A 25574-nucleotide genomic window follows, 5' to 3' on the forward strand; every position below is an offset into this window, starting at 1 on the left:
GTGATACTCTTTTTGGATTTATTAATGGACTTAGCTTAGATAACTAATGAATTGATTGAAAGGGTTAATATTGACAAATAGTGATCACATTGATTAGAAACTAGAGTCTATCAAAATTTAAATTATAAAACATGACATGAGAAAACGAGCATCTCCAAGAACGGAAATGCTCGTTTTTGAGATTTAGAAGCTAGTTTTTATGTAGCTTCTTATTTTTGTAGTTTTAATTTGTAAATCATTTTAGACAAGTTTACTGATTGAAGTGAAGTCACGTTCCAAGCCTTCTGCAACTGGTTGGCTGGTGAGGTATCCTTGATAGGTTGTCACACCTTCAAGCAAGCCTGCGTCTTCTAGGATAGCTTTCTTAAATCCTTTTCCTGCCAAGGCTTCGATATATGGGAGAGTCACATTTGTAAGGGCGATAGTAGAAGTGCGAGCAACTGCTCCAGGAATGTTAGCAACGGCATAGTGAAGAACACCGTGTTTTTCATAGACTGGTTCATCGTGAGTTGTCACACGGTCAGCTGTCGCTATAACACCACCTTGGTCAACAGCAACGTCAACAATGACAGAACCAGGACGCATTTGTTGTACCATTTCATCTGTCACCAATTTTGGAGCTTTGGCACCAGGAATCAAAACTGCACCGATAACAACGTCTGCTTCACGCACACTTGCTTCAATATTAAATGGGTTAGACATCAAAGTTTGGATTTGGTGACCAAAGACATCTTCTAGGACAGAGAGGCGTTTAGCGCTGATATCAAGAATGGTTACTTGAGCTCCCAAACCTAGCGCAATGCGGGCTGCGTGTGTACCAACAACACCACCACCGATGATGGATACTTTTCCTTTTGGAACACCAGGGACACCACCGAGTAGAACTCCTGAACCACCAGCTTGTTTAGTCAAGAAATGAGCACCGATTTGGACTGCCATACGACCAGCTACCTCACTCATTGGAACGAGAAGCGGAAGTTGTCCTTGAGTATCACGGACTGTCTCATAAGCAACACCCGTTGCTTTAGCTGCAAGCATTGCATCTGCCAATTCTGGAGCAGCCGCCATGTGTAAGTAGGTGAAAAGAAGTAAATCCTCACGCAAGAACTGGTACTCACTAGCAAGGGGTTCCTTCACTTTAACAACTAATTCTGCTGACCAGGCTTCAGCAGCAGTAGCGACAATTTCAGCTCCTTGCTTTTCATAGTCAGCATCAGCAAAACCAGAACCAAGTCCAGCATTTGTTTCGATGAGGACTCGGTGACCACGACCAACAAGACTCTGTACACCAGCAGGTGTCAAAGCAACACGATTTTCATTATTTTTAATTTCCTTTGGAATTCCAATTAACATAGGATAACTCACTTTCTATTAAGCTATTTTAATTTATGTATCACATCATTCTTTAGAGTTTTTGTGATGACTTTATTGTATATGAAACCGTTTTAAATTGCAAGAAAAACTTGTAAACCTATTTCTTTTATGTTATTCTTTTAGCAACCTATTTTGGGAGGTGCAATCATGGAATCACTATTTATCAAACTAGCGAAGCATCCCATTATCGAAACAGAGCGCTTAGTACTTAGGCCTGTAACACTTGACGATGCAGAAGCTATGTTCGAGTATGCTTCAGATAAAGAAACTACGCGCTATACTTTTCCAACCAATCAAAGTTTAGAGGAAACTAAGAATAATATTGCTCAGTTTTATCTAGCCAATCCCTTGGGCCGATGGGGTATTGAACTAAAAAATAGTGGAGAGTTTATCGGAACTATTGACTTGCACAAGATCGATACTGTTCTTAAGAAGGCAGCCATTGGTTATATTATCCATCAAAAATATTGGAATCAAGGTTTGACAACTGAAGCCAATCGTGCCGTCATTAAACTGGCCTTTGAAGAAATTGGAATGAATAAGTTGACAGCCCTTTACGATAAGGATAATCCTGCTTCAGGAAAGGTCATGGAGAAATCAGGCATGCGCTTCTCTCACGAAGAACCTTATGCTCGTATGGACCAGCATGAAAAAGGTCGTATCGTGACAAGAGTGCATTATATCTTGACCAAGGAAGATTATTTTTCAAATAAGTAAGCAGTTGAAAAGATTTTTCAGCTGTTTTTTCTTTGCCTTACGAATAAGATAAGAGAGGAGAAAATATGGAAGAACTTATTGAGAAAATCAAAGAATATAAAATCATTGTTATCTGTGCTGGTTTGGGTTTGGTCTTGGGTGGATTTTTCCTGCTTAACCCAGCTAGGCAAACACCTGCTAAGGAAACAAAGGTGCAGACTGAAGTTGCAGCTGTTCCAAAGGATTCGACGGATGAAAAGGAAGATAAAAATCAGAAGGAAGAAGTGGTGAAGCAAGATCTAATTACTGTCGATGTCAAAGGTGCGGTCAAATCACCTGGAATCTATGATTTGCCAGTTGGAAGTCGTATCAACGATGCTGTCCAAAAAGCTGGTGGATTGACAGATAATGCTGATAGCAAGTCTATCAATCTTGCCCAAAGAATTAGTGATGAAGCACTTGTCTATGTTCCGAATAAGGAAGAAGCTACAAGCCAAGAGGCATATTTAAATGCTTCCAACAGCAAGGAAAATAAGAAAGTCAATCTCAATAAAGCTAGTTTAGAGGAACTGAAACAAGTTAAAGGCTTAGGTGCTAAACGTGCGCAAGATATTATTGACCATCGTGAGTCCAACGGTAAATTTAAGTCAGTTGATGATCTCAAAAAGGTTTCTGGTATTGGTACAAAAACGATAGAAAAGTTAAAAGAGTATGTCACAGTGGATTAGTCGCTTTCCCATCCCCAAAATCTATCTCAGTTTTCTTTTGCTATGGCTCTACTATGCAATCTTTTCCGCAAGTGTATTAGCACTTTTGGGCTTTGTTTTTTTACTGGTCTGCCTCTTTTTCCAATTTCCGTGGAAAACTGTGACCAAGGTCCTCTTGATTTGTGGACTTTTCGGGAGTTGGTTTGCATTTCAAAAATGGCAGCAAGAAGAAGCTAGTAAACATCTCGTTGACTCGGTTGATACGGTCCGAATCTTACCTGATACCATCAAGGTAAACGGGGATAGTCTTTCTTTTCGTGGAAAGGCTGACGGTAGACTCTTTCAGGTCTATTATAAACTTCAATCAGAAGCAGAAAAAGAAGACTTTCAACAACTAACTGATATTTATGAAATTACTTTAGAAGGGAAATTAGCTAGCCCTCAAGGAGCCAGTAATTTTGCTGGCTTTGACTATCGTAATTATCTAAAAAGTCAAGGGATTTACCAAACCTTGACTATTTCGAAAATTTCAGATAAGACAGCCACGAGCAGTTGGGATATTGGAGAAAATTTATCTAGTTTGCGAAGAAAAGCAGTTGTATGGATAAAAAGGAACTTTCCCGACCCCATGCGCAATTACATGACAGGTCTGTTATTAGGGCACTTGGACACAGACTTTGAGGAAATGAATGAACTCTATTCTAGCCTCGGAATTATTCACCTATTTGCTTTGTCAGGAATGCAAGTCGGATTCTTTATGGATGCATTTAGAAAGTCACTCTTGCGTTTGGGGATGACTCAAGAGAAGTTCAAATGGATTACCTATCCCTTTTCTTTGTTCTATGCAGGTTTGACAGGATTTTCAGCCTCTGTGATTAGAAGTCTTTTACAAAAAATCTTGGCCCAGCATGGTTTTAAGGGCTTGGATAACTTCGCTATAACAGTCCTCCTTTTATTTATAGTCATGCCAAATTTTTTCCTTTCAGCTGGAGGAGTTCTTTCCTGCGCCTATGCCTTTATCCTAACTATGACAAGTAAAGAAGGTCAAGGCATAAAAGCTGTTGTCAGAGAGAGTTGTATTATTTCTTTGGGAATTCTGCCAATTTTATCATTTTATTTTTCAGAATTTCAACCGTGGTCCATTCTCTTGACATTTGTCTTTTCATTCTTGTTTGACATGATCCTATTGCCACTTTTATCGATTCTCTTCTGTCTGTCATTTATATATCCCATCACCCAGTTCAACTTTCTCATTGAATGGTTAGAAAGTATCATACGCTTTGTTTATCAACTATCAAGTCGTCCGATCGTCTTTGGTCAACCGAGTCTTTGGATTCTGGTATTTCTTTTAATTTCTTTGGCGCTGATTTATGATTATAGAAAGAATTTGAAAAAAATATCTATGCTTGGCATAGTTGCCATCTCGTTCTTTTTAATTACCAAACATCCACTGGAAAATGAACTAACGGTCTTAGATATGGAGCAGGGGCGAAGCATTTTCCTAAGAGATCTGACAGGCAAGACCATTCTACTGGATGTCGGAGAGAAGTCTGAAGTTGAAAAAAAAGAAGCCTGGCAGGAGAAAGTCACCACGAGCAATGCCAAACGTAGCTTAATCCCTTATCTAAAAAGTAGAGGAGTCGCCAAGATTGATCAGCTTGTTTTAACGAAAAGTGAACCTAAGCAACTAGATCATGTGTTAGAAATCAGTAAAGCCTTCGAGCTTGGAGAGATTCTAGTAACTGAAGAAACTTTATCTAAGAGAGAATTTATGGATAAGCTGAAGGAAAGCAAAGTCAAGGTAGTTGCCATCAAAACTGGACAGCAGTTACCTATTTTTGGAAGTGGTTTGGAAGTAATCACAACTCAAAATAAGAATAAAAGTGATTCAATTACAATGTATGGAAAGTTACTAAATCAAACCTTTCTAGTTACTGGAAATATAGAGGAGAAGTTTTTAACGAGCTATTATCCAAGGCTGCAAGCAGATGTAGTGATAACTCATCAGCAAGTATCAAATAAAAAAACAAATATCGAAATCTTCAAAACTGTACACCCTAAAATCACTGTTATTTCAATAGACAAGAAAAAATCATTTAAAGTTAAAAATGGGGAGAATAACCAAGAAGATAAAGAACTTGAGAATTTGGTATTAAAAACTGACAAAAAGGGCGCCATTCGTTTCAAGGGATGGACTACTTGGAATGTTGAAACTGTTCAGTGAGGTTATTAGATGAAATTAAAAATTAAAATTGTCTAAACAATCATTCAAGGCTTGATTTTGAATCCTGTTTACTATAAAATAGTTAAGATTGGTGTCAAACTTTTATATTGCAAATAGGAGAAAAAATGACAAAAACTTTGAAACGTCCTGAGGTTCTATCACCTGCAGGAACACTAGAAAAACTAAAAGTAGCTGTTCAATACGGGGCAGATGCTGTCTTTATCGGTGGTCAGGCCTATGGTCTACGTAGCCGTGCGGGAAACTTCACTTTCGAACAAATGGAAGAAGGAGTACAGTTCGCGGCGAAGTATGGAGCTAAGGTTTATGTGGCTGCTAATATGGTTATGCACGAAGGAAATGAAGAAGGTGCCGGAGAATGGTTCCGTAAATTGCGTGATATCGGCATTGCAGCGGTTATCGTTTCTGACCCTGCCTTAATCATGATTGCAGCAACAGAAGCACCAGGACTTGAAATCCACCTTTCAACACAAGCCAGTGCAACTAACTACGAAACTCTTGAATTCTGGAAAGAACTTGGATTGACTCGCGTTGTTTTGGCGCGTGAGGTTTCTATGGAAGAATTGGCAGAAATTCGTAAACGTACAGACGTAGAAATTGAAGCCTTCGTACATGGAGCTATGTGTATTTCCTACTCTGGTCGTTGTACTCTTTCTAACCATATGAGTATGCGTGATGCCAACCGTGGTGGATGTTCACAATCTTGCCGTTGGAAATATGACCTTTACGATATGCCATTTGGTAAAGAACGTAAGAGCCTTAAAGGAGAAATTCCTGAAGAATTTTCAATGTCAGCCGTTGATATGTCTATGATTGACCATATCCCAGATATGATTGAAAATGGTGTGGATAGTTTGAAGATTGAAGGCCGTATGAAGTCCATCCACTATGTTTCAACTGTGACAAACTGCTACAAGGCAGCGGTTGATGCTTACCTTGAGAGTCCTGAAAAGTTTGAGGCTATCAAACAAGACTTGATTGATGAAATGTGGAAGGTAGCCCAACGTGAATTGGCTACAGGATTCTACTATGGAACTCCATCTGAAAACGAACAACTGTTTGGTGCTCGTCGTAAGATTCCAGAATACAAGTTTGTTGCTGAAGTAGTAGCTTATGATGATGCGACGCAAACAGCAACTATTCGCCAACGTAACGTTATCAACGAAGGTGACCAAGTTGAGTTTTATGGCCCAGGTTTCCGCCATTTTGAAACTTATATTGAAGACCTTCATGATGCTAAAGGTAATAAAATTGACCGTGCACCAAATCCAATGGAACTTTTAACCATCAAGGTTCCTCAACCAGTAGAAGCTGGTGACATGGTACGTGCTTTGAAAGAAGGTTTGATTAATCTTTACAAAGAAGATGGAACAAGCGTCACAGTTCGTGCCTAGATAAGGAAAAATCATGGTTCAAGCTCAGGGCTTACTAGTAGATCATGAAAGCAGATGTGTTCATTACCATAGTGATAAAGATATCGTAGCGCTTCAGTGTTATGAGTGTAAAAAATACTATGCCTGTTATCAGTGTCACAATGTACTAGAGAAGCACATATTTTCTCCTTATCCTTTATATCTAAGACAGGATAAACCTATCTTATGTGGTTCCTGTAAGAACACCCTAACTTATGAGGAGTATAGAGAAAAGGGGAGCTGTCCTTATTGTGCAGCACTCTTTAATCCAGCTTGCCAGAGTCATCACTCGTATTATTTCAAATAAGCAATTGTAAATCCAGGTTTTGAAACTTGGATTTTTCTTTTCGGAAAAATAGGAAAGATAAGGAAAATAATATGAAAAGACATTAAAATTTTCTATATAATTGTCTTGAAAATCGTAAAAATAGAAATAAATGATTAGAAACGCTTTCAATGCTAGTAAAAAGTTGACAAAAGCAAATTTTAGGACTAAACTAGGGAAGTAAATTTAATTTAAAAAGGAGAATTCGTCATGAATTTAACATTTTTCGGTCTATGTCTTGCCTGTATGGGTGTATCTCTTGCAGAAGGATTTTTGATGAACGGTTTGTTCAAGTCTGCAGCACGCCAACCAGATATCATCCCACAATTGCGTAGTTTGATGATCATGGGGATTGCCTTTATCGAAGGAACATTCTTTGTAACCTTGGCGATGTCATTTGTCATTAAATAGACAACTCTATTTAGAAATGGAGGTGTCAAACCATGGAAGAAAGTTTGAATCCAACCGTTAATATTGGACCAATATCCTTTGATTTGACCCTGCTTGCCATGTCTCTTGTAACTGTTTTGATGGTTTTTGCCTTTGTCTACTGGGCAAGTCGTAAAATGACCATCCGTCCAAAGGGTAAACAAAATGCTCTTGAGATGATTTATGACTTTGTGATTGGTTTTACCAAACCAAACATTGGAGAATCATACATCAAGGATTATTCCTTGTTTCTGTTTTCTCTATTTCTGTTTATCTTAGTTGCCAATAATATCGGCTTAATGGCAAAAGTACAAACAACAAACGGTTATAACTTGTGGACTTCCCCAACAGCCAACCTTGGATACGATTTATCCCTCTCATTATTGATCACTTTGATCGCCCATGTAGAAGGAGTTCGTCGTAGAGGTGTTAAAGAATATTTGAGTGCATTTGTTACACCTGGCTTCATGACTCCGATGAACATTTTAGAAGAGTTCACCAATTTTGCTTCCTTGGCGATTCGGATCTACGGAAATATTTTTGCCGGTGAGGTCTTAGCTGGATTGCTATTAGCCTTGTCACAAAATGCTTTGTATTGGTATCCTTTTGCCTTTATCGCAAACATGTTATGGACAGCCTTCTCAATTTTCATTTCATGTATCCAGGCTTATGTATTTACCATGTTGTCATCTATGTACATTGGTAAAAAAATAAATGAAGGGGAAGAGTAAGTAGAGGAGGATTAGAAGATGGATTTAACTATTAGTACCATTATCGGTGACTTTATTCTTATCGCTGGTTCCTTCCTTTTATTGATCTTTTTAGTGAAAAAATATGCTTGGGGAAATATTTCCAGCATCTTAGATGAACGTGCTGAAAAGATTTCTTCAGATATTGATGGTGCCGAGGAAGCCCGTAAAAAGGCTGAGGAACTGGCTAACAAACGTGAAGCTGAGTTAGCCGGTAGCCGTACCGAAGCTAAAACGATTATCGAGAATGCAAAGGAAACTGCAGAGAAAAGTAGAGCCGATATTTTAGCCGAAGCTAAACTTGAAGCAGGCCGCTTAAAAGAAAAAGCCAACCAAGAAATTGCGCAAAACAAAGCTGAGGCTTTACAAAGCGTTAAAGGTGAGGTAGCAGATTTGACAGTTAGTTTAGCTGGAAAAATCATCTCACAAAACCTTGACGGTCATGCCCATAAAGAACTCATTGATCAGTATATCGATCAGCTAGGAGAAGCTTAATGGACAAAAAGACAGTAAAGGTAATTGAAAAATACAGCATGCCTTTTGTCCAATTGGTGATTGAAAAAGGAGAAGAAGACCGTATCTTTTCAGACTTGACTCAAATTAAGCAAGTCGCTGAAGAAACAGACTTGCCTTCTTTTTTGACTCAGGTAGATGTTGATGAGTCTGACAAGGAAAAAACAGTCAGTTATTTCCAAGACTCTGCATCGCCATTATTACAAAACTTCATTCAAGTTCTGTTGTACAATCATCGATCAAATCTTTTTTATGATGTGATTGTAGATTGTTTAAACCGTCTTGAGAAAGAAACGAATCGTTTTGAAGTAACGATTATGTCTGCTCATCCTCTAACCGATGAACAGAAAGAACGTCTACTTCCTATTATAGAGAAAAAGATGTCTTTAAAAGTGCGTAGCATTAAAGAAGAAATCGACGATAGTTTAATCGGTGGTTTTGTCATTATCGCCAATCACAAGACAATTAATGTTAGTATTAAACAACAACTTAAAGTTGTTAAGGAAAATTTGAAATAGAAAGTGGTGTTCTTTTGGCAATTAACGCACAAGAAATCAGCGCTTTAATTAAGCAACAAATTGAAAATTTCAAACCCAATTTTGATGTGACTGAAACTGGTGTTGTAACCTACATCGGTGACGGAATTGCGCGTGCTCATGGCCTTGAAAATGCCATGAGTGGAGAGTTGTTGATTTTTGAAAATGGCTCTTATGGTATGGCGCAAAACTTGGAATCAACAGATGTCGGTATTATTATCCTTGGAGACTTTACAGATATCCGCGAAGGCGACACCATTCGTCGTACAGGAAAAATCATGGAAGTTCCAGTTGGTGATAGCTTGATTGGACGTGTCGTGGATCCACTTGGTCGCCCAGTAGATGGGCTTGGTCCAATCGACACAAACAAGACTCGTCCAGTTGAAGCACCAGCACCTGGGGTAATGCAACGTAAATCAGTATCGGAACCATTGCAAACTGGTTTGAAAGCTATTGATGCCCTTGTTCCAATCGGACGTGGTCAACGTGAGTTGATTATCGGTGACCGTCAAACAGGGAAAACAACCATCGCTATTGATGCTATCTTGAACCAAAAAGGTCAAGATATGATTTGTATATATGTAGCGATTGGTCAAAAAGAATCAACAGTTCGTACACAAGTAGAAACACTTCGCCAGTACGGAGCTTTGGATTACACAATCGTTGTGACAGCTTCAGCTTCACAACCATCTCCATTGCTCTTCCTAGCTCCTTATGCTGGGGTTGCCATGGCGGAAGAATTTATGTACCAAGGGAAGCATGTGTTGATCGTTTATGATGACTTATCTAAACAAGCGGTAGCTTATCGTGAACTTTCTCTCTTGCTCCGTCGTCCACCAGGTCGTGAAGCCTTCCCAGGGGATGTCTTCTACCTTCACAGTCGTCTACTTGAGCGTTCTGCTAAAGTTTCTGATGAACTAGGTGGTGGCTCTATTACAGCTCTTCCATTTATCGAGACACAAGCAGGAGATATCTCAGCCTATATCGCTACAAACGTAATCTCTATTACGGATGGACAAATCTTCCTTGGCGATGGACTCTTTAATGCTGGTATCCGTCCGGCTATTGATGCGGGTTCTTCTGTATCTCGTGTTGGTGGTTCTGCTCAGATTAAGGCCATGAAGAAAGTTGCTGGTACCCTTCGTATCGATCTTGCTTCATACCGTGAGTTGGAAGCCTTCACTAAATTTGGTTCTGACTTGGATGCAGCTACTCAGGCTAAATTGAACCGTGGTCGTCGTACTGTAGAAGTATTGAAACAACCAGTTCACAAACCATTACCTGTTGAGAAACAAGTTACTATTCTCTATGCTTTGACCCATGGTTTCTTGGATACAATTCCTGTAGACGATATCGTTCGTTTCGAAGAAGAGTTCCATATGTTCTTTGATGCTCAACATCCTGAGATTTTGGAAACCATTCGTGAAACAAAAGACTTGCCAGATGAAGCAGTCTTGGATGCTGCGATTACTGAGTTTCTCAATCAATCAAGCTTCCAATAAGAATAGAGGTGTCAGATGGCAGTATCTCTAAATGATATTAAAACAAAAATCGCCTCAACAAAAAATACTAGTCAAATCACTAACGCGATGCAGATGGTTTCTGCAGCTAAGTTAGGTCGTTCTGAAGAAGCAGCTCGTAACTTCCAAGTTTATGCACAAAAAGTGCGTAAGTTGGTTACAGATATCCTTCACGGAGATGGTGCTGGCGGATCAACAAATCCAATGTTGATTAGCCGCCCGGTCAAAAAAACAGGCTATATCGTCATTACTTCTGACCGAGGTCTAGTCGGTGGCTATAACTCTTCAATCTTGAAGGCCGTCATGGAAATTCAGAAGGAATACCATCCATCAGGTGATGATTTTGAAGTTATCTGTATCGGTGGTATGGGAGCAGATTTCTTCAAATCACGCGGTATTCAACCAATCTATGAATTGCGTGGACTTGCAAGTCAACCAAGCTTTGATGAAGTTCATAAGATTATCTCTAAAACGATTGAAATGTATCAAAATGAACTTTTTGATGAGCTCTACGTTTGCTATAACCACCACGTGAATACATTGACAAGTCAAATGCGTGTAGAACAGATGCTTCCAATCGTGGACTTGGATCCAAATGAAGCAGATGATAACTATAGCTTGACTTTTGACCTTGAAACAAGTCGTGAAGAAATCTTGGATCAATTGCTGCCACAGTTTGCAGAAAGTATGATTTATGGTGCTATTATTGATGCCAAGACAGCTGAAAATGCTGCTGGTATGACAGCCATGCAAACAGCGACAGATAATGCCAAAAAAGTGATTAATGATTTGACAATTCAGTATAACCGTGCCAGACAGGCGGCGATTACACAAGAAATCACAGAAATTGTGGCAGGAGCTAGTGCTTTAGAATAAAGCCATCCTGCTCACATCAATGAACTTAGGACCTAGTCATTCTAGGAACCGATAGTATCTTATATAGAATAGGAGAAGGAGATGAGTTCAGGTAAAATTGCTCAGGTTATCGGACCCGTTGTAGACGTTTTGTTTGCAGCTGGAGAAAAACTACCTGAGATTAACAATGCACTTGTCGTCTACAAAAATGACGAAAAGAAAACAAAAATCGTCCTTGAAGTAGCCTTAGAGTTGGGGGATGGTATGATTCGTACTATCGCCATGGAATCAACAGATGGTTTGACTCGTGGAATGGAAGTATTGGACACAGGTCGTCCGATCTCTGTACCAGTAGGTAAAGAAACCTTGGGACGTGTCTTCAACGTTTTGGGAGACACTATTGACTTGGAAGCTCCTTTTGGAGAAGATGCAGAGCGTCAGCCAATTCATAAAAAAGCACCTACTTTTGATGAGTTGTCTACCTCTTCAGAAATTTTAGAAACAGGGATTAAGGTTATCGACCTTCTTGCCCCATATCTTAAAGGTGGTAAGGTCGGGCTCTTCGGTGGTGCCGGAGTTGGTAAGACTGTCTTGATTCAAGAGTTGATTCACAACATTGCCCAAGAACACGGTGGTATTTCAGTATTTACTGGTGTTGGGGAACGTACTCGTGAAGGGAACGACTTATATTGGGAAATGAAGGAATCAGGCGTTATCGAGAAAACAGCCATGGTATTTGGTCAGATGAATGAGCCACCAGGAGCACGTATGCGTGTTGCCCTTACTGGTTTGACAATCGCTGAATACTTCCGTGATGTAGAAGGTCAAGACGTTCTTCTCTTCATTGACAACATTTTCCGTTTCACTCAGGCTGGTTCAGAAGTATCTGCCCTTTTGGGTCGTATGCCATCAGCCGTTGGTTACCAACCAACCCTCGCAACAGAAATGGGTCAATTGCAAGAACGTATCACTTCAACTAAGAAAGGTTCTGTAACCTCTATCCAGGCTATCTACGTGCCAGCGGATGACTATACTGACCCAGCGCCAGCAACAGCCTTCGCTCACTTGGATTCTACAACCAACTTGGAACGTAAATTGGTTCAATTGGGTATCTACCCAGCCGTTGATCCACTTGCTTCGAGCTCTCGTGCTTTAGCGCCTGAAATCGTTGGAGAAGAACACTACGCAGTTGCTGCTGAAGTTAAACGTGTTCTTCAACGTTACCATGAGTTGCAAGATATCATTGCGATCCTTGGTATGGATGAACTTTCTGATGAAGAAAAAACTTTGGTTGCTCGTGCCCGTCGTATTCAGTTCTTCCTTTCACAAAACTTCAACGTTGCGGAACAATTCACTGGTCAACCAGGTTCTTATGTTCCAGTAGCGGAAACAGTTCGTGGGTTTAAGGAAATTCTTGATGGAAAACACGATCATCTCCCAGAAGATGCCTTCCGTGGAGTAGGTTCAATCGAAGATGTTATTGCTAAGGCTGAAAAAATGGGATTTTAAGAGGTGATCTATGGCTCAGTTAACTGTCCAGATCGTGACACCAGATGGCCTCGTCTATGATCACCATGCCAGCTTTGTATCAGTTCGAACTCTGGATGGTGAGATGGGGATCTTGCCACGACATCAAAATATGATTGCGGTATTAGCAGTTGATGAAGTTAAAGTCAAACGTATTGATGATGATTCTCATGTCAACTGGATAGCAGTAAATGGAGGAATCATCGAGATTGCAAATGATGTGATTACTATCATTGCAGACTCAGCTGAGCGTGCTCGTGATATCGATATTAGCCGTGCAGAACGTGCCAAACTTCGTGCAGAACGTGAAATTGAAGAAGCACAAGACAAACACTTGATTGACCAAGAGCGTCGTGCTAAAATTGCATTACAACGTGCTATTAACCGAATCAATGTCGGAAATAAACTATAAAAAAATGAGGTTGGGACAAAAAGATCCCGACCTCACTTTTTATTAGCAACCAAACTTTGACGCGGTAGCTGATTGAACTTTTTGTTCGTCTTTTAGACTCCAAAAAGCTCCTAATCATCCTCGCGGGGCTGGGACTACGAAATCGAGATTTTGTCTATCGATTTCTGTCCCACCGCCATTTTTCTATGTTTAAAAAGTGACGCAAACCGCTTCAGGTACGTGAAAGTCATTGGAAAGTTCTGCAAGACGACCAGTTTCTGGATTGCGTTTAAAGACTGTTGCATTATCAGAATCCTGATGAACGGCGATGAGAAATTCTTGATCTGGTGAGAGAATAAAGTCTCGAGGAGTTTTCCCGTTTGTAGGAACGAATTCTAACAACTCTAAACTACCATCAGCTAGAATAGTGTAAACTACAATAGAATCATGACCACGGTTTGATGCATACAGATATTTTCCGTCTTTTGAAAGACGAATAGCTGCAGTTCCATTAAAGTCATTAAATCCATCTGGGAGTGTGGAAACAACTTGCATTTTTTCAAATGCACCGACGCCATCATAAATCAATACTTCAATCGTACTATTGAGCTCACAGATGAGATAAGCAATTTTGTAGTGATTATGAAAAACAAGGTGACGTGCCCCTGCACCAGGACTGCAGTTGTAGGTAGCTAGCTTATTTAGCTTACCTTCTGGATTAACATCATAGGTAGTAACTTCATCAGTACCTAAGTCACATGTGACTAAATATTGGTCTGGGGTTAAATCTGTAAAGTGTACATGTGGAGAAGCTTGATTTTCATGAGGACCATGACCGCTATGTTGAACAACGTCAGTTAATTCAAGACTGCCATCTTCTTTACGTTTATAAACCAGAACTTGTCCCTTGTGATAGTTAGCACCATATACTAGACCACGTTTCTCATCGACAGCCACATAACAGTGAGGTGCACCTTCAGCTACAACATGGTTTAGTAAAGTACCATCAGTTTGATAGGCAGCAATTCCCCCTTGTCCCTCTTTGCTACCGACAGTGTAGAGGTGATTTTCTTGATCAAATGCAAGATAGGTAGGACTTGGTTCAGCAGCAAAGAGTTTAAGATTGGATAATTGCCCAGTTTCTGTATCAAAATCAGCTTGATAAATCCCTTGGGATAAACGACGTGTGTAGGTTCCAAAATAAATTGTTTCAATCATATCTATACCTCTAAATAAAGATGTTTCTATTATATCATAAATTAGGAGACCTGAAGAAAATAGATAAAAAAGTATGAAACTTCTAAGTATGAAATCAGTAAAATACAAGATGGATTTTTTATAGTTTTCAATCGTTACTCCACACTTTTAAAACAGTTTATTCCTTGTAAAAATGGTATAATGAAAAGACAAAGGAAAGGAAGTAGATATGGAACAAAAAGAGAAACATTTTAATTTATCCTGGTTTTTTAAATGGTTTTTAGATAATAAGGCTGTTACAGTTTTTTTGGTAACCTTATTACTAGGTCTGAATATTTTTATTTTAAGTAAGATTAGTTTTTTATTTATCCCTGTCGTTGATTTTTTATCAGTGGTCATGTTGCCTGTTATTTTATCAGGATTGCTTTTTTATTTGTTAAATCCACTGGTAGATTTGATGGAGAAGTACAAGATAAATCGTGTCTTATCCATTAGTATTATCTTTGTCATTATTGGCATACTCTTGATTATTGGTCTGGCCGTTGCGATTCCAAATCTTCAACGTCAAGTGGTTATTTTTGCGCAAAATGTACCAAATTATCTCGAAGATGCTGACAGAGTTATTGATGATCTTGTAACCAAACGTCTACCAGATGACTTTAGACCTCAACTGGAACAGGTTCTAGCTCAATTCTCAACACAAGCAACTGCTTGGGCAAGTAATATTTCTTCAAAAGCTGTGAACTGGGTTAGTGCTCTTATTAGTGGAACGTCACAAGTCATTGTCGCTCTAATTATTATGCCGTTTATGCTCTTTTATCTCCTTAGAGACGGAAAAGGTTTAAGAGATCATGTCACTCAATTCTTACCAAATAAATTGAGAGAACCAGTAGGTAAGGTTCTATCAGAAGTAAACCAACAACTAGCTAACTACGTTAGAGGACAAATTACTGTTGCTGTTATCGTGGCGATTATGTTTATCATCTTCTTTAAAATTATTGGTTTGAGATATGCGGTGACCCTTGGTATTACTGCTGGGGTTTTAAATCTTATCCCTTATCTTGGAAGTTTCCTTGCCATGATACCAGCTCTGGTACTAGGCTTAATTGCTGGACCAGTTATGCTCTTGAAAGTTATTATTGTTTTTATCGTAGAGCAGACAATTGAAGGTCGATTTGTATCTCCATTGATTTTAGGTAGTCAACTCAATATTCATCCAATCACGATTCTATTTGTTCTGTTGACTTCTGGTTCTATGTTTGGTGTTTGGGGAGTCCTATTAGGAATTCCTGTTTATGCTTCAGCAAAAGTTGTTATTTCAGCGATTTTTGAATGGTATAAAAAAGTTAGTGGTCTGTATGAGTTAGAAGAGGAGGTCGAAGGTGAGCAATAGTCAAGAAATGCTTGAAGCTTTGGATCAGCAAGATTTAATAAGAGCTGATCATTATTTTCAAAAAGCATTGGTAGAAGACTCGGATGATCTTCTTCTGGAACTGGCTTATTATCTAGAAGGTATTGGTTTTTATCCACAAGCTCGTCAAATCTATGAAAAACTAGCTCCAATATTTCCAGAAGTAAATCTCAATCTAGCTAGTATCGCAAGCGAAGACGGACAAATTGAAGAAGCGTTTGCCTATCTAGAAGAAATTCAACCCAATAGCGATTCTTATGTATCTGCGCTTGTTTTAAAGGCTGATTTCTATCAAATGGAAGGCTTGACGGATGTCGCTCGAGAGAAGCTCTTAGAAGCTCTTCATTACTCTGATGATCCGCTACTGACGTTCGGGTTAGCAGAGCTAGATAGTGAACTAGGAAACGATTTAGAAGCGATTAAAGGCTATGCTCAACTGGATAACCGTGACATATATGAGCAGACAGGGATTTCGACTTATCAGCGGATTGGAACTGCCTATGCTCGACTTGGAAAGTTTGAATCAGCCATAGAGTTTTTAGAAAAAGCTTTAGAGTTAGAGTATGAAGATCAAACTGCTTTTGAATTAGCGAGTCTCTACTTTGACCAAGAGGAATATCAAAAGGCAGTTTTATATTTTAAACAGTTAGATACTATTTCTCCAGATTTTGAAGGTTATGAATATGGCTATAGCCAGGCTCTACATAAGGAACATCAAACTGAGCAAGCTTTACAGATAGCTCAACAAGGTTTGGAAAAAAATCCTTTCGAAACACGTTTGCTACTCCTGGCTTCACAATTATCTTACGAATTGCATCAACCTGAGCAGGCGGAATCTTATCTTCTTCAAGCTCAAGAAGATGCAGAGGACCAAGAGGAAATCCTCTTGCGACTAGCAACCCTGTATCAGGAGCAAGAACGGTATGAGGATATTTTAGACCTAGAAGTTTATGAGCCAGAAAATCTCTTAACTAAGTGGATGATTGCACGGAGTTACCAAGAAACTGAAGATTTGGATTCTGCCTATGAATCTTATCAGGTGTTGGTTCCAGAACTCAAGGAAAACCCAGAGTTTTTAGAACAATACATTCATCTACTACGCGAGCTTGGAAAATTTGAAGAAGCAAAAGAGCAGATTCAACACTATCTCAAGTTGGTTCCCGATGACATACAGATGCAAGATTTGTATGAACGTTTATTATGATACTAAAATAGTCGTCTTAGCAGGCGACTATTTTTATATAATTAAAAATTTATAAATTCCAACATAAAAATGAATAGATACAGTATGAATTTTTAGTTATTTTTTGATATAATTGTTATAGTTAAATTGAAAAATTCACTTAAAAAGTGAAACATAGAAAGATTTGAATTATGACACAAGTAAAAATCGTAACAGATTCTTCTGTTACCATTGAACCAGAAGTGGTCAAAGAATTAAATATTACCGTCGTTCCGCTCTCTGTAATGATTGATAGTGTTCTTTATTCGGATGCTGATCTTGAAGAAGGGGAATTTCTTCGCTTGATGCAAGGGAGTAAAAATCTGCCTAAAACAAGTCAACCTCCTGTTGGACTCTTTGCTGAAATCTTTGATGAGTTGAGTAAAGACGGTAGTCAAATTTTAGCTATTCATATGTCTCATGCCTTATCAGGAACTGTCGAAGCAGCTCGTCAGGGTGCCAGCCTATCGACTGCTAAAGTAACTGTAGTAGATAGTTCTTTTACAGACCAAGCCCTGAAATTTCAAGTGGTTGAAGCAGCTAAATTGGCTCAAGAAGGGCAAGACATAGAAACAATTGTGGCTCATGTTGAAGAGGTGAAGAAGAACACAGAACTCTACATCGGTGTTTCTACCTTGGAAAATCTTGTTAAAGGTGGACGTATTGGCCGTGTGACAGGTCTTCTAAGCTCTCTATTAAATATCCGTGTAGTTATGGAGATGAAGGATGACGAATTGCAACCAATTGTTAAAGGACGTGGAGCTAAGACCTTTAAGAAATGGTTGGATGAACTAGTTTCAAAATTGTCAGAACGTTCTGTTGCCGAAATTGGTATTTCCTATTCTGGAACTAGAGATTGGGCAGAAGAGATGAAAGAAATCCTACAACCATTCGTAGAAAAACCAATCTCTGTCTTAGAAACAGGGTCGATTATTCAGACCCATACAGGTGAAAATGCTTGGGCTATTTTGATCAGATATGAGCTCTAAAAAAATAAAGAAAATAGCAAGAAATAGCGTTTTTGACTTGACCTACAAGAGAATTTAGGATATGATTGTAATTGTTAATTAGAAATTATTTGGAGGAATTATTAACATGGCAAACAAACAAGATTTGATCGCTAAAGTAGCAGAAGCTACAGAATTGACAAAGAAAGACTCAGCAGCAGCAGTTGATGCTGTATTTGCAGCAGTAGCTGATTACCTTGCAGCTGGTGAAAAAGTTCAATTGATCGGTTTTGGTAATTTCGAAGTTCGTGAGCGTGCAGCACGTAAAGGTCGTAACCCACAAACTGGTAAAGAAATCACTATCGCAGCATCAAAAGTTCCAGCATTCAAAGCTGGTAAAGCTCTTAAAGACGCTGTTAAATAATGAATTTAGAAAAAGCCTATTGTATCAAGCTTTTTAGCTTGGTCGATAGGCTTTTTTTTGTGTATAGGGGGCATTTTTTGGGCAGGGTACAACAGCCTCTATTTGTCATTTTGGAGGAAAATTCAACAAGTTGGTAAAATAGGTGAGGTTGAAAAATATATCCCAAGCTAGGGTTCGCAAAGGATACATTCAAACATTTATCAGTACAATTGGCACTAAATGGATAGCAAACAAGGATGGTGAGAAGAGTTTCCTTTCAAGTATTGAGCCCCTTATAGTATTTCTTGACAGAGTTAGTGAAAGGGTTTACAATTATATAAAAGAAGTTAGGAGGAAAGGAAGATGATTATTTCAACTACGGGAATTGAAGGGAAAAAAATCCTAGCCTACAAAGGAATTGTCTTTGGTGAAGTAGTTGCTGGAGTTAATATGTTCAAAGATATGGCTGCTGGCTTCCGTAATGTTTTTGGAGGTCGAGCGAGTAGTTATGAAGGTGAATTGACTCAAGCAAGAGAAGAAGCTATAGCAGAAATGATGGAGCGTGCAAGTGAACGTGGAGCAAATGCTATTATAGGTATAAAAATGGACTATGAAACTTTAGGTGCTGAAAATGGTATGCTGATGGTCACTTGTAGTGGAACAGCAGTAATCGTTGATTCCTGATTTGAAGAAACAAAAAAAGAACAGCTAGAGCTGTTCTTTTTATGATTATTTGAGACCGTACTTTTTGTTGAAACGATCCACGCGTCCATCTGCTTGAGTGAACTTTTGACGTCCAGTGTAGAATGGGTGTGAGTCTGATGAAATTTCCACACGGATCAATGGGTAAGTTTCGCCTTCGAACTCAACAGTTTCGTTAGAGCGTTTTGTTGAACCGCTAAGGAATTGGTAACCAGTAGTTGTGTCCATGAAGACAACTGGGCGATATTCTGGATGGATATCTTTTTTCATTTTGCAATATTTCCTTTCTGCCATGGTCTCTTTGCGAGCCATAGATTGTTACCATACTAGTCTAACAGATTATGCTAAGTTTGGCAAGCTTTTTATCTATTTTTTCAGTAAGTTTTTTAATTTTTGGTAGATGACTTCATTTTCCTCTAGGCTATAGGAGTTAGCACCACTTGCAAGTGGGTGACCTCCACCATCATGTTCTTTTGCAACACCATTGATTGGAACGAATTTACTGCGAAGTCGAACGCGATAGTGGCCATCTGCTTGTTCCACAAATATTCCCCAAAGGTTAACAGTATCAATACGACCTGGAGCACCAACAATGGCTGCTGTTTCTGCGTCTGTTACTTGATATGTTTTTAGAATTTCTTGAGTCAGAATGACACGCGCAACACCGTTTTCATCAACTTCTAGGTGATCATAGACATAACCTTGGAGTTTGGCAATTTTGAAACTAATCGTGTCCATCTTACGAGTTAATTCTGTATAGTCAAAATTATGTTCGCGTAGATGGCTTGCGATACGAAGAGTACGACTAGAAGTAGAAGGATATAAGAAGCGACCTGTATCACCAATAATACCCGCACACAATAGTTTAGCAGCATAATCCGAAAGCTCAAGCTTTGTTTCTTCTGCAAAGAGGGCAATCATCTCACTAGCACTACTAGAGTTGGTGTCTACCCAGACCAAGTCCCCATAAACTTCATCATTTGGATGGTGATCAATCTTGATAACAGTTTCAGCCTGTTGGTAACGCTTATCATCAATACGAGCTGTATTGGCTGTATCACAGATAATTGCAAGAGCACCGTGGTAGTCACTATCTGCAACCTGATCCATCTTTGCAAGCCATGTTAGTGTTGGTTCATCATAGCCAACTACTTTGATGGTCTTTTCTGGGAAGTGATGTTCCAAGAGAGCCTTTAGTCCGACCTGACTTCCCAAGGCATCAGGGTCTGGTTTCATATGACGGTGAATGATAATGGTATCGTATGCTTTAATTTTTTCTAAAATTTGATGGCAAATTTCCATAAGTAACCTCAATTCTTTCTTATTTCATTGTAGCACAAGAGTTTTTATTTTTAAAATGAAAAAGATGTGATATAATGGAGGAAGATAAATTGAGGAGGACGATATGGCATTAGCAAAAATTGTATTTGCCAGTATGACCGGTAATACCGAAGAAATTGCAGATATTGTAGCAGATAAATTGCGTGAGTTGGGCTTAGAGGTAGATGTTGATGAATGTACAACTGTTGACGCATCTGACTTTCTTGAAGCAGATATCGCAATCGTTGCGACCTACACATATGGTGATGGAGAGTTACCAGATGAGATGATGGACTTCTACGAAGACCTAGCAGATCTTAATTTGAGTGGCAAGATCTACGGTGTGGTAGGATCAGGCGATACTTTCTACGATGAGTTCTGTAAAGCTGTTGATGACTTTGATCGTGTATTTGTGGCAACAGGAGCTGAAAAGGGATCAGAGTGCGTCAAAGTGGATCTCTCTGCAGAAGAAGAAGATATCGAACGCTTGGAACAATTTGCAGAAGAATTGGCTGCTAAAGTAGGATAAGCATGAAGTTGCACTGATGAAAGTTGTCAGTGCAGTTTTTGTTAGTTGTTCCTAAAAATGTACCATTCCATCTAGAAGATTTTTGCTAAAATCATTCAAATATAAAAGGAGACTCTATGGATTTAGATATTATTAGACAAGAAATCGATCAAATTGATGACCAAATTGTAAAACTCTTAGAAGAAAGAATGCATCTAGTTGAGGGTGTAGTGGCTTATAAAAAAGCTTCAGGAAAAGCTATTCTAGATATTAAAAGAGAAGAAGTTATCTTTGAAAAAGTCAGAAATCACGTAAGCAATAAAAAATACGAAGAGACAATCGTTGAGACTTTTTCAGACATTCTCAAACGTTCGCGCGATTATCAGGATAAAAACATCAAATGAAAAAAGAACAATTTTACCCACTAGGAATCTTTCTAGCTGCCATGCTAGGAGGTCTTGTCCGTTATTTGATTTCCAAATGGTTGCCAACCAGTCCAGCTTTTCCATGGGGAACACTAGTCGTCAACTATCTAGGAATTTTCTGTTTAGTCTATCTAGTCAAAGGTTATTTGGTTTATAAGGGGAGCAGTAAGGGTCTGATTTTAGCACTTGGTACTGGCTTTTGTGGCGGTTTGACCACTTTTTCTAGCCTCGTGTTAGATGCCGTAAAATTGCTGGATACAGGTTCTTATCCAAGTCTGATAATTTATCTAGTTCTGAGCATTGGTGGAGGGCTTTTATTGGCTTATTGTTTAGGGAGGAAGAAATGGTAATCATGTATTTAGCACTTGCTTGTGGCGTTGGAGCGCTTGTTCGTTATTTCCTTTCACGTTATAATCAGGGTTCAGTACTGCCACTAGGAACTCTCATAGCTAATCTACTAGGCTGTTTTTTGATTGGCTTATTTTACAATCATGTGGAGTCTAAAGAAGTCTATCTTATCCTTGCCACAGGATTTTGTGGAGGTCTAACCACTTTTTCAACCTTGAATGATGAACTCCAAAAACTCTTGGCTGATAAGAAGGTCTTTTACAGTTATTTTCTCTTGACCTACTTAGGTGGTTTGCTTGCTATTTTTTTAGGAATTTTACTGTAAATTTCTTTACTTTTTCTAGGAAATTTGGTAAACTGTATCTTGTGTGTAATGGACGCACAAAAATACAGTTTATCCGCTGAGGAAGTTTCCTCAAGATTGACAAAGATAGGAGAATAAAATGAATCCATTAATCCAAAGCTTGACAGAAGGTCAACTTCGTACTGATATCCCATCATTCCGTCCTGGTGACACTGTTCGTGTACACGCGAAAGTTGTCGAAGGTAACCGTGAACGTGTTCAGATCTTTGAAGGTGTCGTTATTGCACGTAAAGGTGCTGGCATCTCAGAAAACTACACAGTTCGTAAAATCTCTAACGGTGTAGGTGTTGAACGTATCTTCCCAATCCACACTCCACGTGTTGAAAAAATCGAAGTTGTTCGTTACGGTAAAGTACGTCGTGCGAAATTGTACTATTTGCGTGCTCTTCAAGGTAAAGCAGCTCGTATCAAAGAAATCCGTCGTTAATTCGACCAAAAAACTCTGCTCATTCGGCAGAGTTTTTCTCTAGCTCCCTTAGTTCAATGGATATAACAACTCCCTCCTAAGGAGTAGTTGCAGGTTCGATTCCTGCAGGGGGCATTTTTTGTAATGTAAAGAAAGACAAAGAAAATTCAAAGTGTTTATTTAAAGGCAATCATCACAAATTCATTTTTAAAAATAAATTAGTATTTTTTGTTTTTTTGACCAAATTTTGACCAAATTTTGACCAAAAATTATATTTTGGTCAATGATTATAGAATAAAATGGATCATGAAAATGTCTTTGTTTATAGTAGTGTTAAAAAGGACTTCCTTTATTGGAATGTCCTTATTTTTATTATGGAATTGACAAATGAGGTTAAAGTTTAGTTCTATGAATTAAGAAAACAAGCACAAAGCTTTAATCAGCTTTCAAAAAGATTTGGTATGGATATTTCTGGCTAAGGTATGTGACAAGGTGAATTGATCGTTATGGAACAGAGAGCGTTAAAAAAGGGAAGAATCGTTACTATTCCTCTGAATAAAAACAAAAAATAATCAACAAAAACCTATATAATGACAAATGTATTAAAAAAAGACTTAGCTCATTGAAATGCAGAACCAAATCTTATGGATAAATTATTTGTCTAATTTTTTAGGAATTATATCTCTAAACGATATCATTTAACAATTAAATTGTTAGATCGAGCTTAAATCTCTGGTTTAATTTATTTATTGTGTCACTATCATTATATTCCTTAAATATTCTCATAGCTTTAGAACATTCTTTTTTACCTAACTCTATTTGATTAGTTTTTATAAGATAAATACCTCTTAGAAAGAGCAAATAATTCTTTTCAAAATAATATCTTTGTCTAGTAAGTAAATTTTCTAAATCATCTATAAAAAATTGAGCGCTATCTAACAAATTATTTTTTAATAACATTTCTAAGTTAAATAAATATAGAGGAATTACTTTATGTGTTCCGGTATCCGTTTTTAAAAAATGTCGTGTTTTCTTGATTACTATTCTATATAGTAAGCTTATGGTCTTTGTATTCATAAAAAACACCGAATTATAGAAAATCTTAAGTTCATACTCCATCCAAGTATCTACAGAAAGAAGATATTTTATTAATTCATTGCATTTAGATGAATTATAAGGAAGGCTTGCAAGACGGTTGATCTGTTGCTCAGCAATCAATTTTATGTGATAATTGCATATGCTTTTTTCATGCTTTTCTTTTAACTCTATTTTCTCCACTAATTCTTGAAGTAAAAATATATCTGAAGACTCTACAGCATGTTCTAATTCATCAAAAAGACATTCTTTTTTGGAATAATAACAATGAACCAATTCTTCAAATTCTGAAAATGATATTCCAAGACGATTTAACAGAATATAAAAATGGTTAATGGATAATTTTGTAACACCATTTTCGAAACGAGAAATAGTTGATTCACTAATTTCATTACATGATAAATCTTTAAGACGAAAGTTTTTTGAAATACGAATATCCTTTAAAACTGCTCCAAAATTTTCCATATTCATCCTCTTCCATTTTTGCAAAAAATAAAACACTTTTTTTCATTTTTGATATTATTATACAAAATTAAAAATGAAAGGACAATAATATTATGAAAAAAATTTTATTGTCAACAGTTGCTTTACTAAGCTTAGCAGCCTCCTTGCCAGCAAATAATCAAGTTTCTGCTCAAGAATCCTCCTCTCAAACGACTTATAGTAAGTCAAGTGGAAATTGGATAAAATCTGATAGCCGTTGGTGGTATAAGCATTCTGATGGTTCATATACTAAAAATGGATGGGAAAAAATAGGTGGCACCTGGTACTATTTTGATAGTGAAGGTTGGATGAAGACAGACTGGATTAATGAATCTGGAAACTGGTATTATCTAGATGATAGTGGTGCTATGAAAACTGGATGGTGTTGGGTTTCTGGTAGCTGGTATTATTTAAATACTAGTGGTGTCATGCAAACAGGTCTACAGACTATCGAAGGTAAACAATATTACTTATCTAGTAGTGGTGATATGCAAGTTGGTTGGCACAATATCGGAGATGATACCTATTTCTTTGCTAATAGTGGGGAAAATCAAAATATCAATCGTCGGGCTTTAGTTCTTGGTGAAACATCAACGAGAGCAGTACCTATCGAAGATGTTAATGCTATGGAAAAGGTATTTAGTAACCAAAACTTTAGTGAAGTTGTTCGTTTTCCAGATAGAACCAAGTCCGAGATTATTGCAAAAATGCAAGAACTGTTTGAATCTTCTCGCGAAAGTGATGTGAACTATCTTTACTTTACCTGTCATGGAGGAGAAGATGGGACGATATCCATTGGTAGCGGTAAAACATCATTTTCAGGTTGGGAATTGGCATCTATACTAAAACAATACAAAGGTAAGTTTGTTGTTATGTTGGATTGTTGCTATTCAGGAACAATTATAGATGCAGATAAGCCAAACAAAAAGGTTGCCTCCAAGTCTGAAAAAAGATTTGATGAACAAGCATTTTTGGCAGGATTTTCAACAGGAGATATAGCAAGCAAGAATGGCGAAATGCTTGATACTAAATTCCTCGTACTATGTGCCTCTTGTATGGGTGAAGAATCGTATAGTTTAGTCGGAGTAGGTAGTCTTGCCACCAGATACTGGGCAATGGGTACAGGTTGGGATCCACTTCAAAATAGAATTATTTCGCCTATGGCAGACACGAATACTAACGGAAAAATCACTTTAGAGGAACTGTATCAATACTCTTATCCTCTAGTCCTTCAAGCTGCATCACAAATTCACGAAGAGCAACATGTATCAGTTTATCCAGAAAACAGTCAATTTGTTTTATTCAAAAAATAAGGAGTTCATAAAATGAAAATATCACAAAAAATCACACTATTTAGTTTGTCTTTAGCAGGTTTAGCTATGCTGGCTCTCCCTCAATCTGCCAAAGCTTTTGAACTACAAGAGGTATGGCGTATTAAGGGTGGTGTTCAATATCAAGATGGCAAAA

At 38.1% G+C, this 25574-nt stretch carries 29 protein-coding genes, 1 tRNA gene and 1 pseudogene; 26 read left to right on the forward strand and 5 right to left on the reverse strand.

Annotated features, from left to right (window positions below):
- Positions 1-240: 240 nt before the first annotated feature.
- Entirely contained in the window at positions 241-1353 is a 1113-nt protein-coding gene (gene ald, locus HMPREF2795_RS09060; RefSeq protein WP_049528166.1) for an alanine dehydrogenase, read from the reverse strand.
- Between the two features lie 168 nt (positions 1354-1521).
- On the opposite strand from ald, the gene HMPREF2795_RS09065 reads away from it, so the two are divergent.
- From HMPREF2795_RS09065 to HMPREF2795_RS09120, 13 genes are all read left to right on the forward strand, one after another.
- Positions 1522-2091: a GNAT family N-acetyltransferase gene (locus tag HMPREF2795_RS09065; protein ID WP_049528167.1), complete on the forward strand. Its 570-nt coding sequence runs from the start codon at positions 1522-1524 to the stop codon at positions 2089-2091.
- 65 nt (positions 2092-2156) lie between these two features.
- Positions 2157-2798, forward strand: a complete 642-nt coding sequence (locus tag HMPREF2795_RS09070) for a helix-hairpin-helix domain-containing protein (protein ID WP_075228698.1) — start codon at positions 2157-2159, stop codon at positions 2796-2798.
- Positions 2782-5001, forward strand: coding sequence for a ComEC/Rec2 family competence protein (locus HMPREF2795_RS09075; RefSeq protein WP_075228699.1), 2220 nt, complete (start codon positions 2782-2784; stop codon positions 4999-5001). The genes HMPREF2795_RS09070 and HMPREF2795_RS09075 overlap by 17 nt, the downstream gene beginning before the upstream one ends.
- 125 nt (positions 5002-5126) lie before the next feature.
- Positions 5127-6413, forward strand: a complete 1287-nt coding sequence (locus HMPREF2795_RS09080; protein ID WP_075228700.1) for a peptidase U32 family protein — start codon at positions 5127-5129, stop codon at positions 6411-6413.
- Positions 6414-6426: 13 nt separating this feature from the next.
- The gene (locus tag HMPREF2795_RS10425; RefSeq protein ID WP_083303357.1) at positions 6427-6738 is read left to right on the forward strand and encodes a CHY zinc finger protein; all 312 of its coding nucleotides are present in this window, start codon (positions 6427-6429) and stop codon (positions 6736-6738) included.
- Between the two features lie 228 nt (positions 6739-6966).
- On the forward strand, positions 6967-7167 hold the full coding sequence (locus tag HMPREF2795_RS09085) for a F0F1 ATP synthase subunit C (protein ID WP_001054551.1): 201 nt from the start codon (positions 6967-6969) through the stop codon (positions 7165-7167).
- 32 nt (positions 7168-7199) lie between these two features.
- Entirely contained in the window at positions 7200-7916 is a 717-nt protein-coding gene (atpB, locus tag HMPREF2795_RS09090) for a F0F1 ATP synthase subunit A (RefSeq protein ID WP_075228701.1), read from the forward strand.
- A gap of 18 nt (positions 7917-7934) precedes the next feature.
- Positions 7935-8429, forward strand: coding sequence for a F0F1 ATP synthase subunit B (atpF, locus tag HMPREF2795_RS09095; RefSeq protein WP_070461027.1), 495 nt, complete (start codon positions 7935-7937; stop codon positions 8427-8429).
- Positions 8429-8965: a F0F1 ATP synthase subunit delta gene (locus HMPREF2795_RS09100; RefSeq protein ID WP_060955847.1), complete on the forward strand. Its 537-nt coding sequence runs from the start codon at positions 8429-8431 to the stop codon at positions 8963-8965. Before atpF ends, HMPREF2795_RS09100 begins: the two co-directional genes overlap by 1 nt.
- Positions 8966-8979: 14 nt before the next feature.
- The gene (gene atpA, locus HMPREF2795_RS09105; protein WP_000996628.1) at positions 8980-10485 is read left to right on the forward strand and encodes a F0F1 ATP synthase subunit alpha; all 1506 of its coding nucleotides are present in this window, start codon (positions 8980-8982) and stop codon (positions 10483-10485) included.
- A 15-nt stretch (positions 10486-10500) separates the two neighbouring features.
- Positions 10501-11379, forward strand: coding sequence for a F0F1 ATP synthase subunit gamma (locus tag HMPREF2795_RS09110; RefSeq protein ID WP_075228702.1), 879 nt, complete (start codon positions 10501-10503; stop codon positions 11377-11379).
- 81 nt (positions 11380-11460) lie between these two features.
- Positions 11461-12867 (forward strand): F0F1 ATP synthase subunit beta, encoded by a 1407-nt coding sequence (gene atpD, locus HMPREF2795_RS09115; protein ID WP_000094353.1) that lies wholly within the window; start codon positions 11461-11463, stop codon positions 12865-12867.
- Between the two features lie 10 nt (positions 12868-12877).
- Entirely contained in the window at positions 12878-13297 is a 420-nt protein-coding gene (locus tag HMPREF2795_RS09120; protein ID WP_049503620.1) for a F0F1 ATP synthase subunit epsilon, read from the forward strand.
- Positions 13298-13486: 189 nt separating this feature from the next.
- Here the strand turns inward: HMPREF2795_RS09120 and HMPREF2795_RS09125 are convergent, their stop codons facing one another.
- On the reverse strand, positions 13487-14494 hold the full coding sequence (locus HMPREF2795_RS09125) for a lactonase family protein (RefSeq protein WP_075228703.1): 1008 nt from the start codon (positions 14492-14494) through the stop codon (positions 13487-13489).
- 208 nt (positions 14495-14702) lie between these two features.
- On the opposite strand from HMPREF2795_RS09125, the gene HMPREF2795_RS09130 reads away from it, so the two are divergent.
- The 5 genes from HMPREF2795_RS09130 to HMPREF2795_RS09155 all read left to right on the forward strand — a co-directional run bounded on the left by HMPREF2795_RS09130 (position 14703) and on the right by HMPREF2795_RS09155 (position 19140).
- Positions 14703-15866 (forward strand): AI-2E family transporter, encoded by a 1164-nt coding sequence (locus HMPREF2795_RS09130; protein ID WP_000435438.1) that lies wholly within the window; start codon positions 14703-14705, stop codon positions 15864-15866.
- Positions 15856-17088 carry a tetratricopeptide repeat protein gene (locus tag HMPREF2795_RS09135; RefSeq protein WP_000071915.1) on the forward strand — a complete coding sequence of 411 codons (1233 nt, stop codon included), beginning with the start codon at positions 15856-15858 and terminating at the stop codon, positions 17086-17088. The genes HMPREF2795_RS09130 and HMPREF2795_RS09135 overlap by 11 nt, the downstream gene beginning before the upstream one ends.
- A gap of 170 nt (positions 17089-17258) precedes the next feature.
- Positions 17259-18095 (forward strand): DegV family protein, encoded by an 837-nt coding sequence (locus HMPREF2795_RS09140; protein WP_000195454.1) that lies wholly within the window; start codon positions 17259-17261, stop codon positions 18093-18095.
- Positions 18096-18201: 106 nt separating this feature from the next.
- Positions 18202-18477 carry an HU family DNA-binding protein gene (locus tag HMPREF2795_RS09145; RefSeq protein WP_001284633.1) on the forward strand — a complete coding sequence of 92 codons (276 nt, stop codon included), beginning with the start codon at positions 18202-18204 and terminating at the stop codon, positions 18475-18477.
- A 342-nt stretch (positions 18478-18819) separates the two neighbouring features.
- Positions 18820-19140, forward strand: coding sequence for a heavy metal-binding domain-containing protein (locus HMPREF2795_RS09155; RefSeq protein ID WP_075228704.1), 321 nt, complete (start codon positions 18820-18822; stop codon positions 19138-19140).
- A gap of 45 nt (positions 19141-19185) precedes the next feature.
- Here the strand turns inward: HMPREF2795_RS09155 and HMPREF2795_RS09160 are convergent, their stop codons facing one another.
- Together HMPREF2795_RS09160 and HMPREF2795_RS09165 are read right to left on the reverse strand one after the other, a co-directional pair.
- Entirely contained in the window at positions 19186-19428 is a 243-nt protein-coding gene (locus HMPREF2795_RS09160; RefSeq protein ID WP_000710764.1) for a type B 50S ribosomal protein L31, read from the reverse strand.
- Positions 19429-19524: 96 nt separating this feature from the next.
- The gene (locus tag HMPREF2795_RS09165) at positions 19525-20460 is read right to left on the reverse strand and encodes a DHH family phosphoesterase (RefSeq protein ID WP_000401747.1); all 936 of its coding nucleotides are present in this window, start codon (positions 20458-20460) and stop codon (positions 19525-19527) included.
- Between the two features lie 103 nt (positions 20461-20563).
- Between HMPREF2795_RS09165 and HMPREF2795_RS09170 the strand changes: the two genes are divergently transcribed.
- The 6 genes from HMPREF2795_RS09170 to HMPREF2795_RS09195 all read left to right on the forward strand — a co-directional run bounded on the left by HMPREF2795_RS09170 (position 20564) and on the right by HMPREF2795_RS09195 (position 22664).
- Entirely contained in the window at positions 20564-21007 is a 444-nt protein-coding gene (locus HMPREF2795_RS09170; protein ID WP_001162134.1) for a flavodoxin, read from the forward strand.
- A 116-nt stretch (positions 21008-21123) separates the two neighbouring features.
- Positions 21124-21390, forward strand: a complete 267-nt coding sequence (locus HMPREF2795_RS09175) for a chorismate mutase (protein WP_000362432.1) — start codon at positions 21124-21126, stop codon at positions 21388-21390.
- Positions 21387-21761 carry a fluoride efflux transporter CrcB gene (gene crcB / locus HMPREF2795_RS09180; RefSeq protein ID WP_000712088.1) on the forward strand — a complete coding sequence of 125 codons (375 nt, stop codon included), beginning with the start codon at positions 21387-21389 and terminating at the stop codon, positions 21759-21761. Before HMPREF2795_RS09175 ends, crcB (HMPREF2795_RS09180) begins: the two co-directional genes overlap by 4 nt.
- Positions 21755-22084, forward strand: a complete 330-nt coding sequence (gene crcB / locus HMPREF2795_RS09185; protein WP_000236254.1) for a fluoride efflux transporter CrcB — start codon at positions 21755-21757, stop codon at positions 22082-22084. The genes crcB (HMPREF2795_RS09180) and crcB (HMPREF2795_RS09185) overlap by 7 nt, the downstream gene beginning before the upstream one ends.
- A gap of 118 nt (positions 22085-22202) precedes the next feature.
- A complete protein-coding gene (rplS, locus tag HMPREF2795_RS09190; protein WP_001068670.1) occupies positions 22203-22550 on the forward strand; it encodes a 50S ribosomal protein L19 in 348 nt (115 codons plus the stop codon).
- Positions 22551-22592: 42 nt separating this feature from the next.
- Positions 22593-22664 (forward strand) — tRNA-Arg (locus tag HMPREF2795_RS09195).
- A gap of 570 nt (positions 22665-23234) precedes the next feature.
- On the opposite strand, the gene HMPREF2795_RS09205 is transcribed toward HMPREF2795_RS09195, so the two are convergent.
- Positions 23235-24089, reverse strand: a complete 855-nt coding sequence (locus HMPREF2795_RS09205) for a helix-turn-helix domain-containing protein (protein WP_000427011.1) — start codon at positions 24087-24089, stop codon at positions 23235-23237.
- 92 nt (positions 24090-24181) lie between these two features.
- On the opposite strand from HMPREF2795_RS09205, the gene HMPREF2795_RS09210 reads away from it, so the two are divergent.
- Positions 24182-25420, forward strand: a complete 1239-nt coding sequence (locus tag HMPREF2795_RS09210; protein ID WP_000722390.1) for a caspase family protein — start codon at positions 24182-24184, stop codon at positions 25418-25420.
- A 12-nt stretch (positions 25421-25432) separates the two neighbouring features.
- Positions 25433-25574 (forward strand): annotated as a pseudogene (locus tag HMPREF2795_RS10970) (N-acetylmuramoyl-L-alanine amidase family protein); the annotation flags it as partial.

This window comes from Streptococcus sp. HMSC056C01 (genome assembly GCF_001811305.1).
Taxonomy (GTDB): Bacteria; Bacillota; Bacilli; order Lactobacillales; family Streptococcaceae; genus Streptococcus.

What these genes read in the sequence shown, in the direction of transcription:
- ald (WP_049528166.1), bottom strand. Translation starts at nt 1,353, where the DNA reads ATGTTAATTGGAATTCCAAAGGAAATTAAAAATAATGAAAATCGTGTT.
- HMPREF2795_RS09145 (WP_001284633.1), top strand. Translation starts at nt 18,202, where the DNA reads ATGGCAAACAAACAAGATTTGATCGCTAAAGTAGCAGAAGCTACAGAA.
- HMPREF2795_RS09160 (WP_000710764.1), bottom strand. Translation starts at nt 19,428, where the DNA reads ATGAAAAAAGATATCCATCCAGAATATCGCCCAGTTGTCTTCATGGAC.
- HMPREF2795_RS09065 (WP_049528167.1), top strand. Translation starts at nt 1,522, where the DNA reads ATGGAATCACTATTTATCAAACTAGCGAAGCATCCCATTATCGAAACA.
- HMPREF2795_RS09100 (WP_060955847.1), top strand. Translation starts at nt 8,429, where the DNA reads ATGGACAAAAAGACAGTAAAGGTAATTGAAAAATACAGCATGCCTTTT.
- HMPREF2795_RS09205 (WP_000427011.1), bottom strand. Translation starts at nt 24,089, where the DNA reads ATGGAAAATTTTGGAGCAGTTTTAAAGGATATTCGTATTTCAAAAAAC.
- HMPREF2795_RS09155 (WP_075228704.1), top strand. Translation starts at nt 18,820, where the DNA reads ATGATTATTTCAACTACGGGAATTGAAGGGAAAAAAATCCTAGCCTAC.
- atpF (WP_070461027.1), top strand. Translation starts at nt 7,935, where the DNA reads ATGGATTTAACTATTAGTACCATTATCGGTGACTTTATTCTTATCGCT.
- HMPREF2795_RS09125 (WP_075228703.1), bottom strand. Translation starts at nt 14,494, where the DNA reads ATGATTGAAACAATTTATTTTGGAACCTACACACGTCGTTTATCCCAA.
- HMPREF2795_RS09080 (WP_075228700.1), top strand. Translation starts at nt 5,127, where the DNA reads ATGACAAAAACTTTGAAACGTCCTGAGGTTCTATCACCTGCAGGAACA.
- HMPREF2795_RS09165 (WP_000401747.1), bottom strand. Translation starts at nt 20,460, where the DNA reads ATGGAAATTTGCCATCAAATTTTAGAAAAAATTAAAGCATACGATACC.
- HMPREF2795_RS09070 (WP_075228698.1), top strand. Translation starts at nt 2,157, where the DNA reads ATGGAAGAACTTATTGAGAAAATCAAAGAATATAAAATCATTGTTATC.
- HMPREF2795_RS09210 (WP_000722390.1), top strand. Translation starts at nt 24,182, where the DNA reads ATGAAAAAAATTTTATTGTCAACAGTTGCTTTACTAAGCTTAGCAGCC.
- atpB (WP_075228701.1), top strand. Translation starts at nt 7,200, where the DNA reads ATGGAAGAAAGTTTGAATCCAACCGTTAATATTGGACCAATATCCTTT.
- HMPREF2795_RS09175 (WP_000362432.1), top strand. Translation starts at nt 21,124, where the DNA reads ATGGATTTAGATATTATTAGACAAGAAATCGATCAAATTGATGACCAA.
- crcB (WP_000236254.1), top strand. Translation starts at nt 21,755, where the DNA reads ATGGTAATCATGTATTTAGCACTTGCTTGTGGCGTTGGAGCGCTTGTT.
- HMPREF2795_RS09140 (WP_000195454.1), top strand. Translation starts at nt 17,259, where the DNA reads ATGACACAAGTAAAAATCGTAACAGATTCTTCTGTTACCATTGAACCA.
- HMPREF2795_RS10425 (WP_083303357.1), top strand. Translation starts at nt 6,427, where the DNA reads ATGGTTCAAGCTCAGGGCTTACTAGTAGATCATGAAAGCAGATGTGTT.
- HMPREF2795_RS09120 (WP_049503620.1), top strand. Translation starts at nt 12,878, where the DNA reads ATGGCTCAGTTAACTGTCCAGATCGTGACACCAGATGGCCTCGTCTAT.
- rplS (WP_001068670.1), top strand. Translation starts at nt 22,203, where the DNA reads ATGAATCCATTAATCCAAAGCTTGACAGAAGGTCAACTTCGTACTGAT.
- HMPREF2795_RS09075 (WP_075228699.1), top strand. Translation starts at nt 2,782, where the DNA reads ATGTCACAGTGGATTAGTCGCTTTCCCATCCCCAAAATCTATCTCAGT.
- HMPREF2795_RS09170 (WP_001162134.1), top strand. Translation starts at nt 20,564, where the DNA reads ATGGCATTAGCAAAAATTGTATTTGCCAGTATGACCGGTAATACCGAA.
- HMPREF2795_RS09130 (WP_000435438.1), top strand. Translation starts at nt 14,703, where the DNA reads ATGGAACAAAAAGAGAAACATTTTAATTTATCCTGGTTTTTTAAATGG.
- HMPREF2795_RS09110 (WP_075228702.1), top strand. Translation starts at nt 10,501, where the DNA reads ATGGCAGTATCTCTAAATGATATTAAAACAAAAATCGCCTCAACAAAA.
- HMPREF2795_RS09085 (WP_001054551.1), top strand. Translation starts at nt 6,967, where the DNA reads ATGAATTTAACATTTTTCGGTCTATGTCTTGCCTGTATGGGTGTATCT.
- atpD (WP_000094353.1), top strand. Translation starts at nt 11,461, where the DNA reads ATGAGTTCAGGTAAAATTGCTCAGGTTATCGGACCCGTTGTAGACGTT.
- crcB (WP_000712088.1), top strand. Translation starts at nt 21,387, where the DNA reads ATGAAAAAAGAACAATTTTACCCACTAGGAATCTTTCTAGCTGCCATG.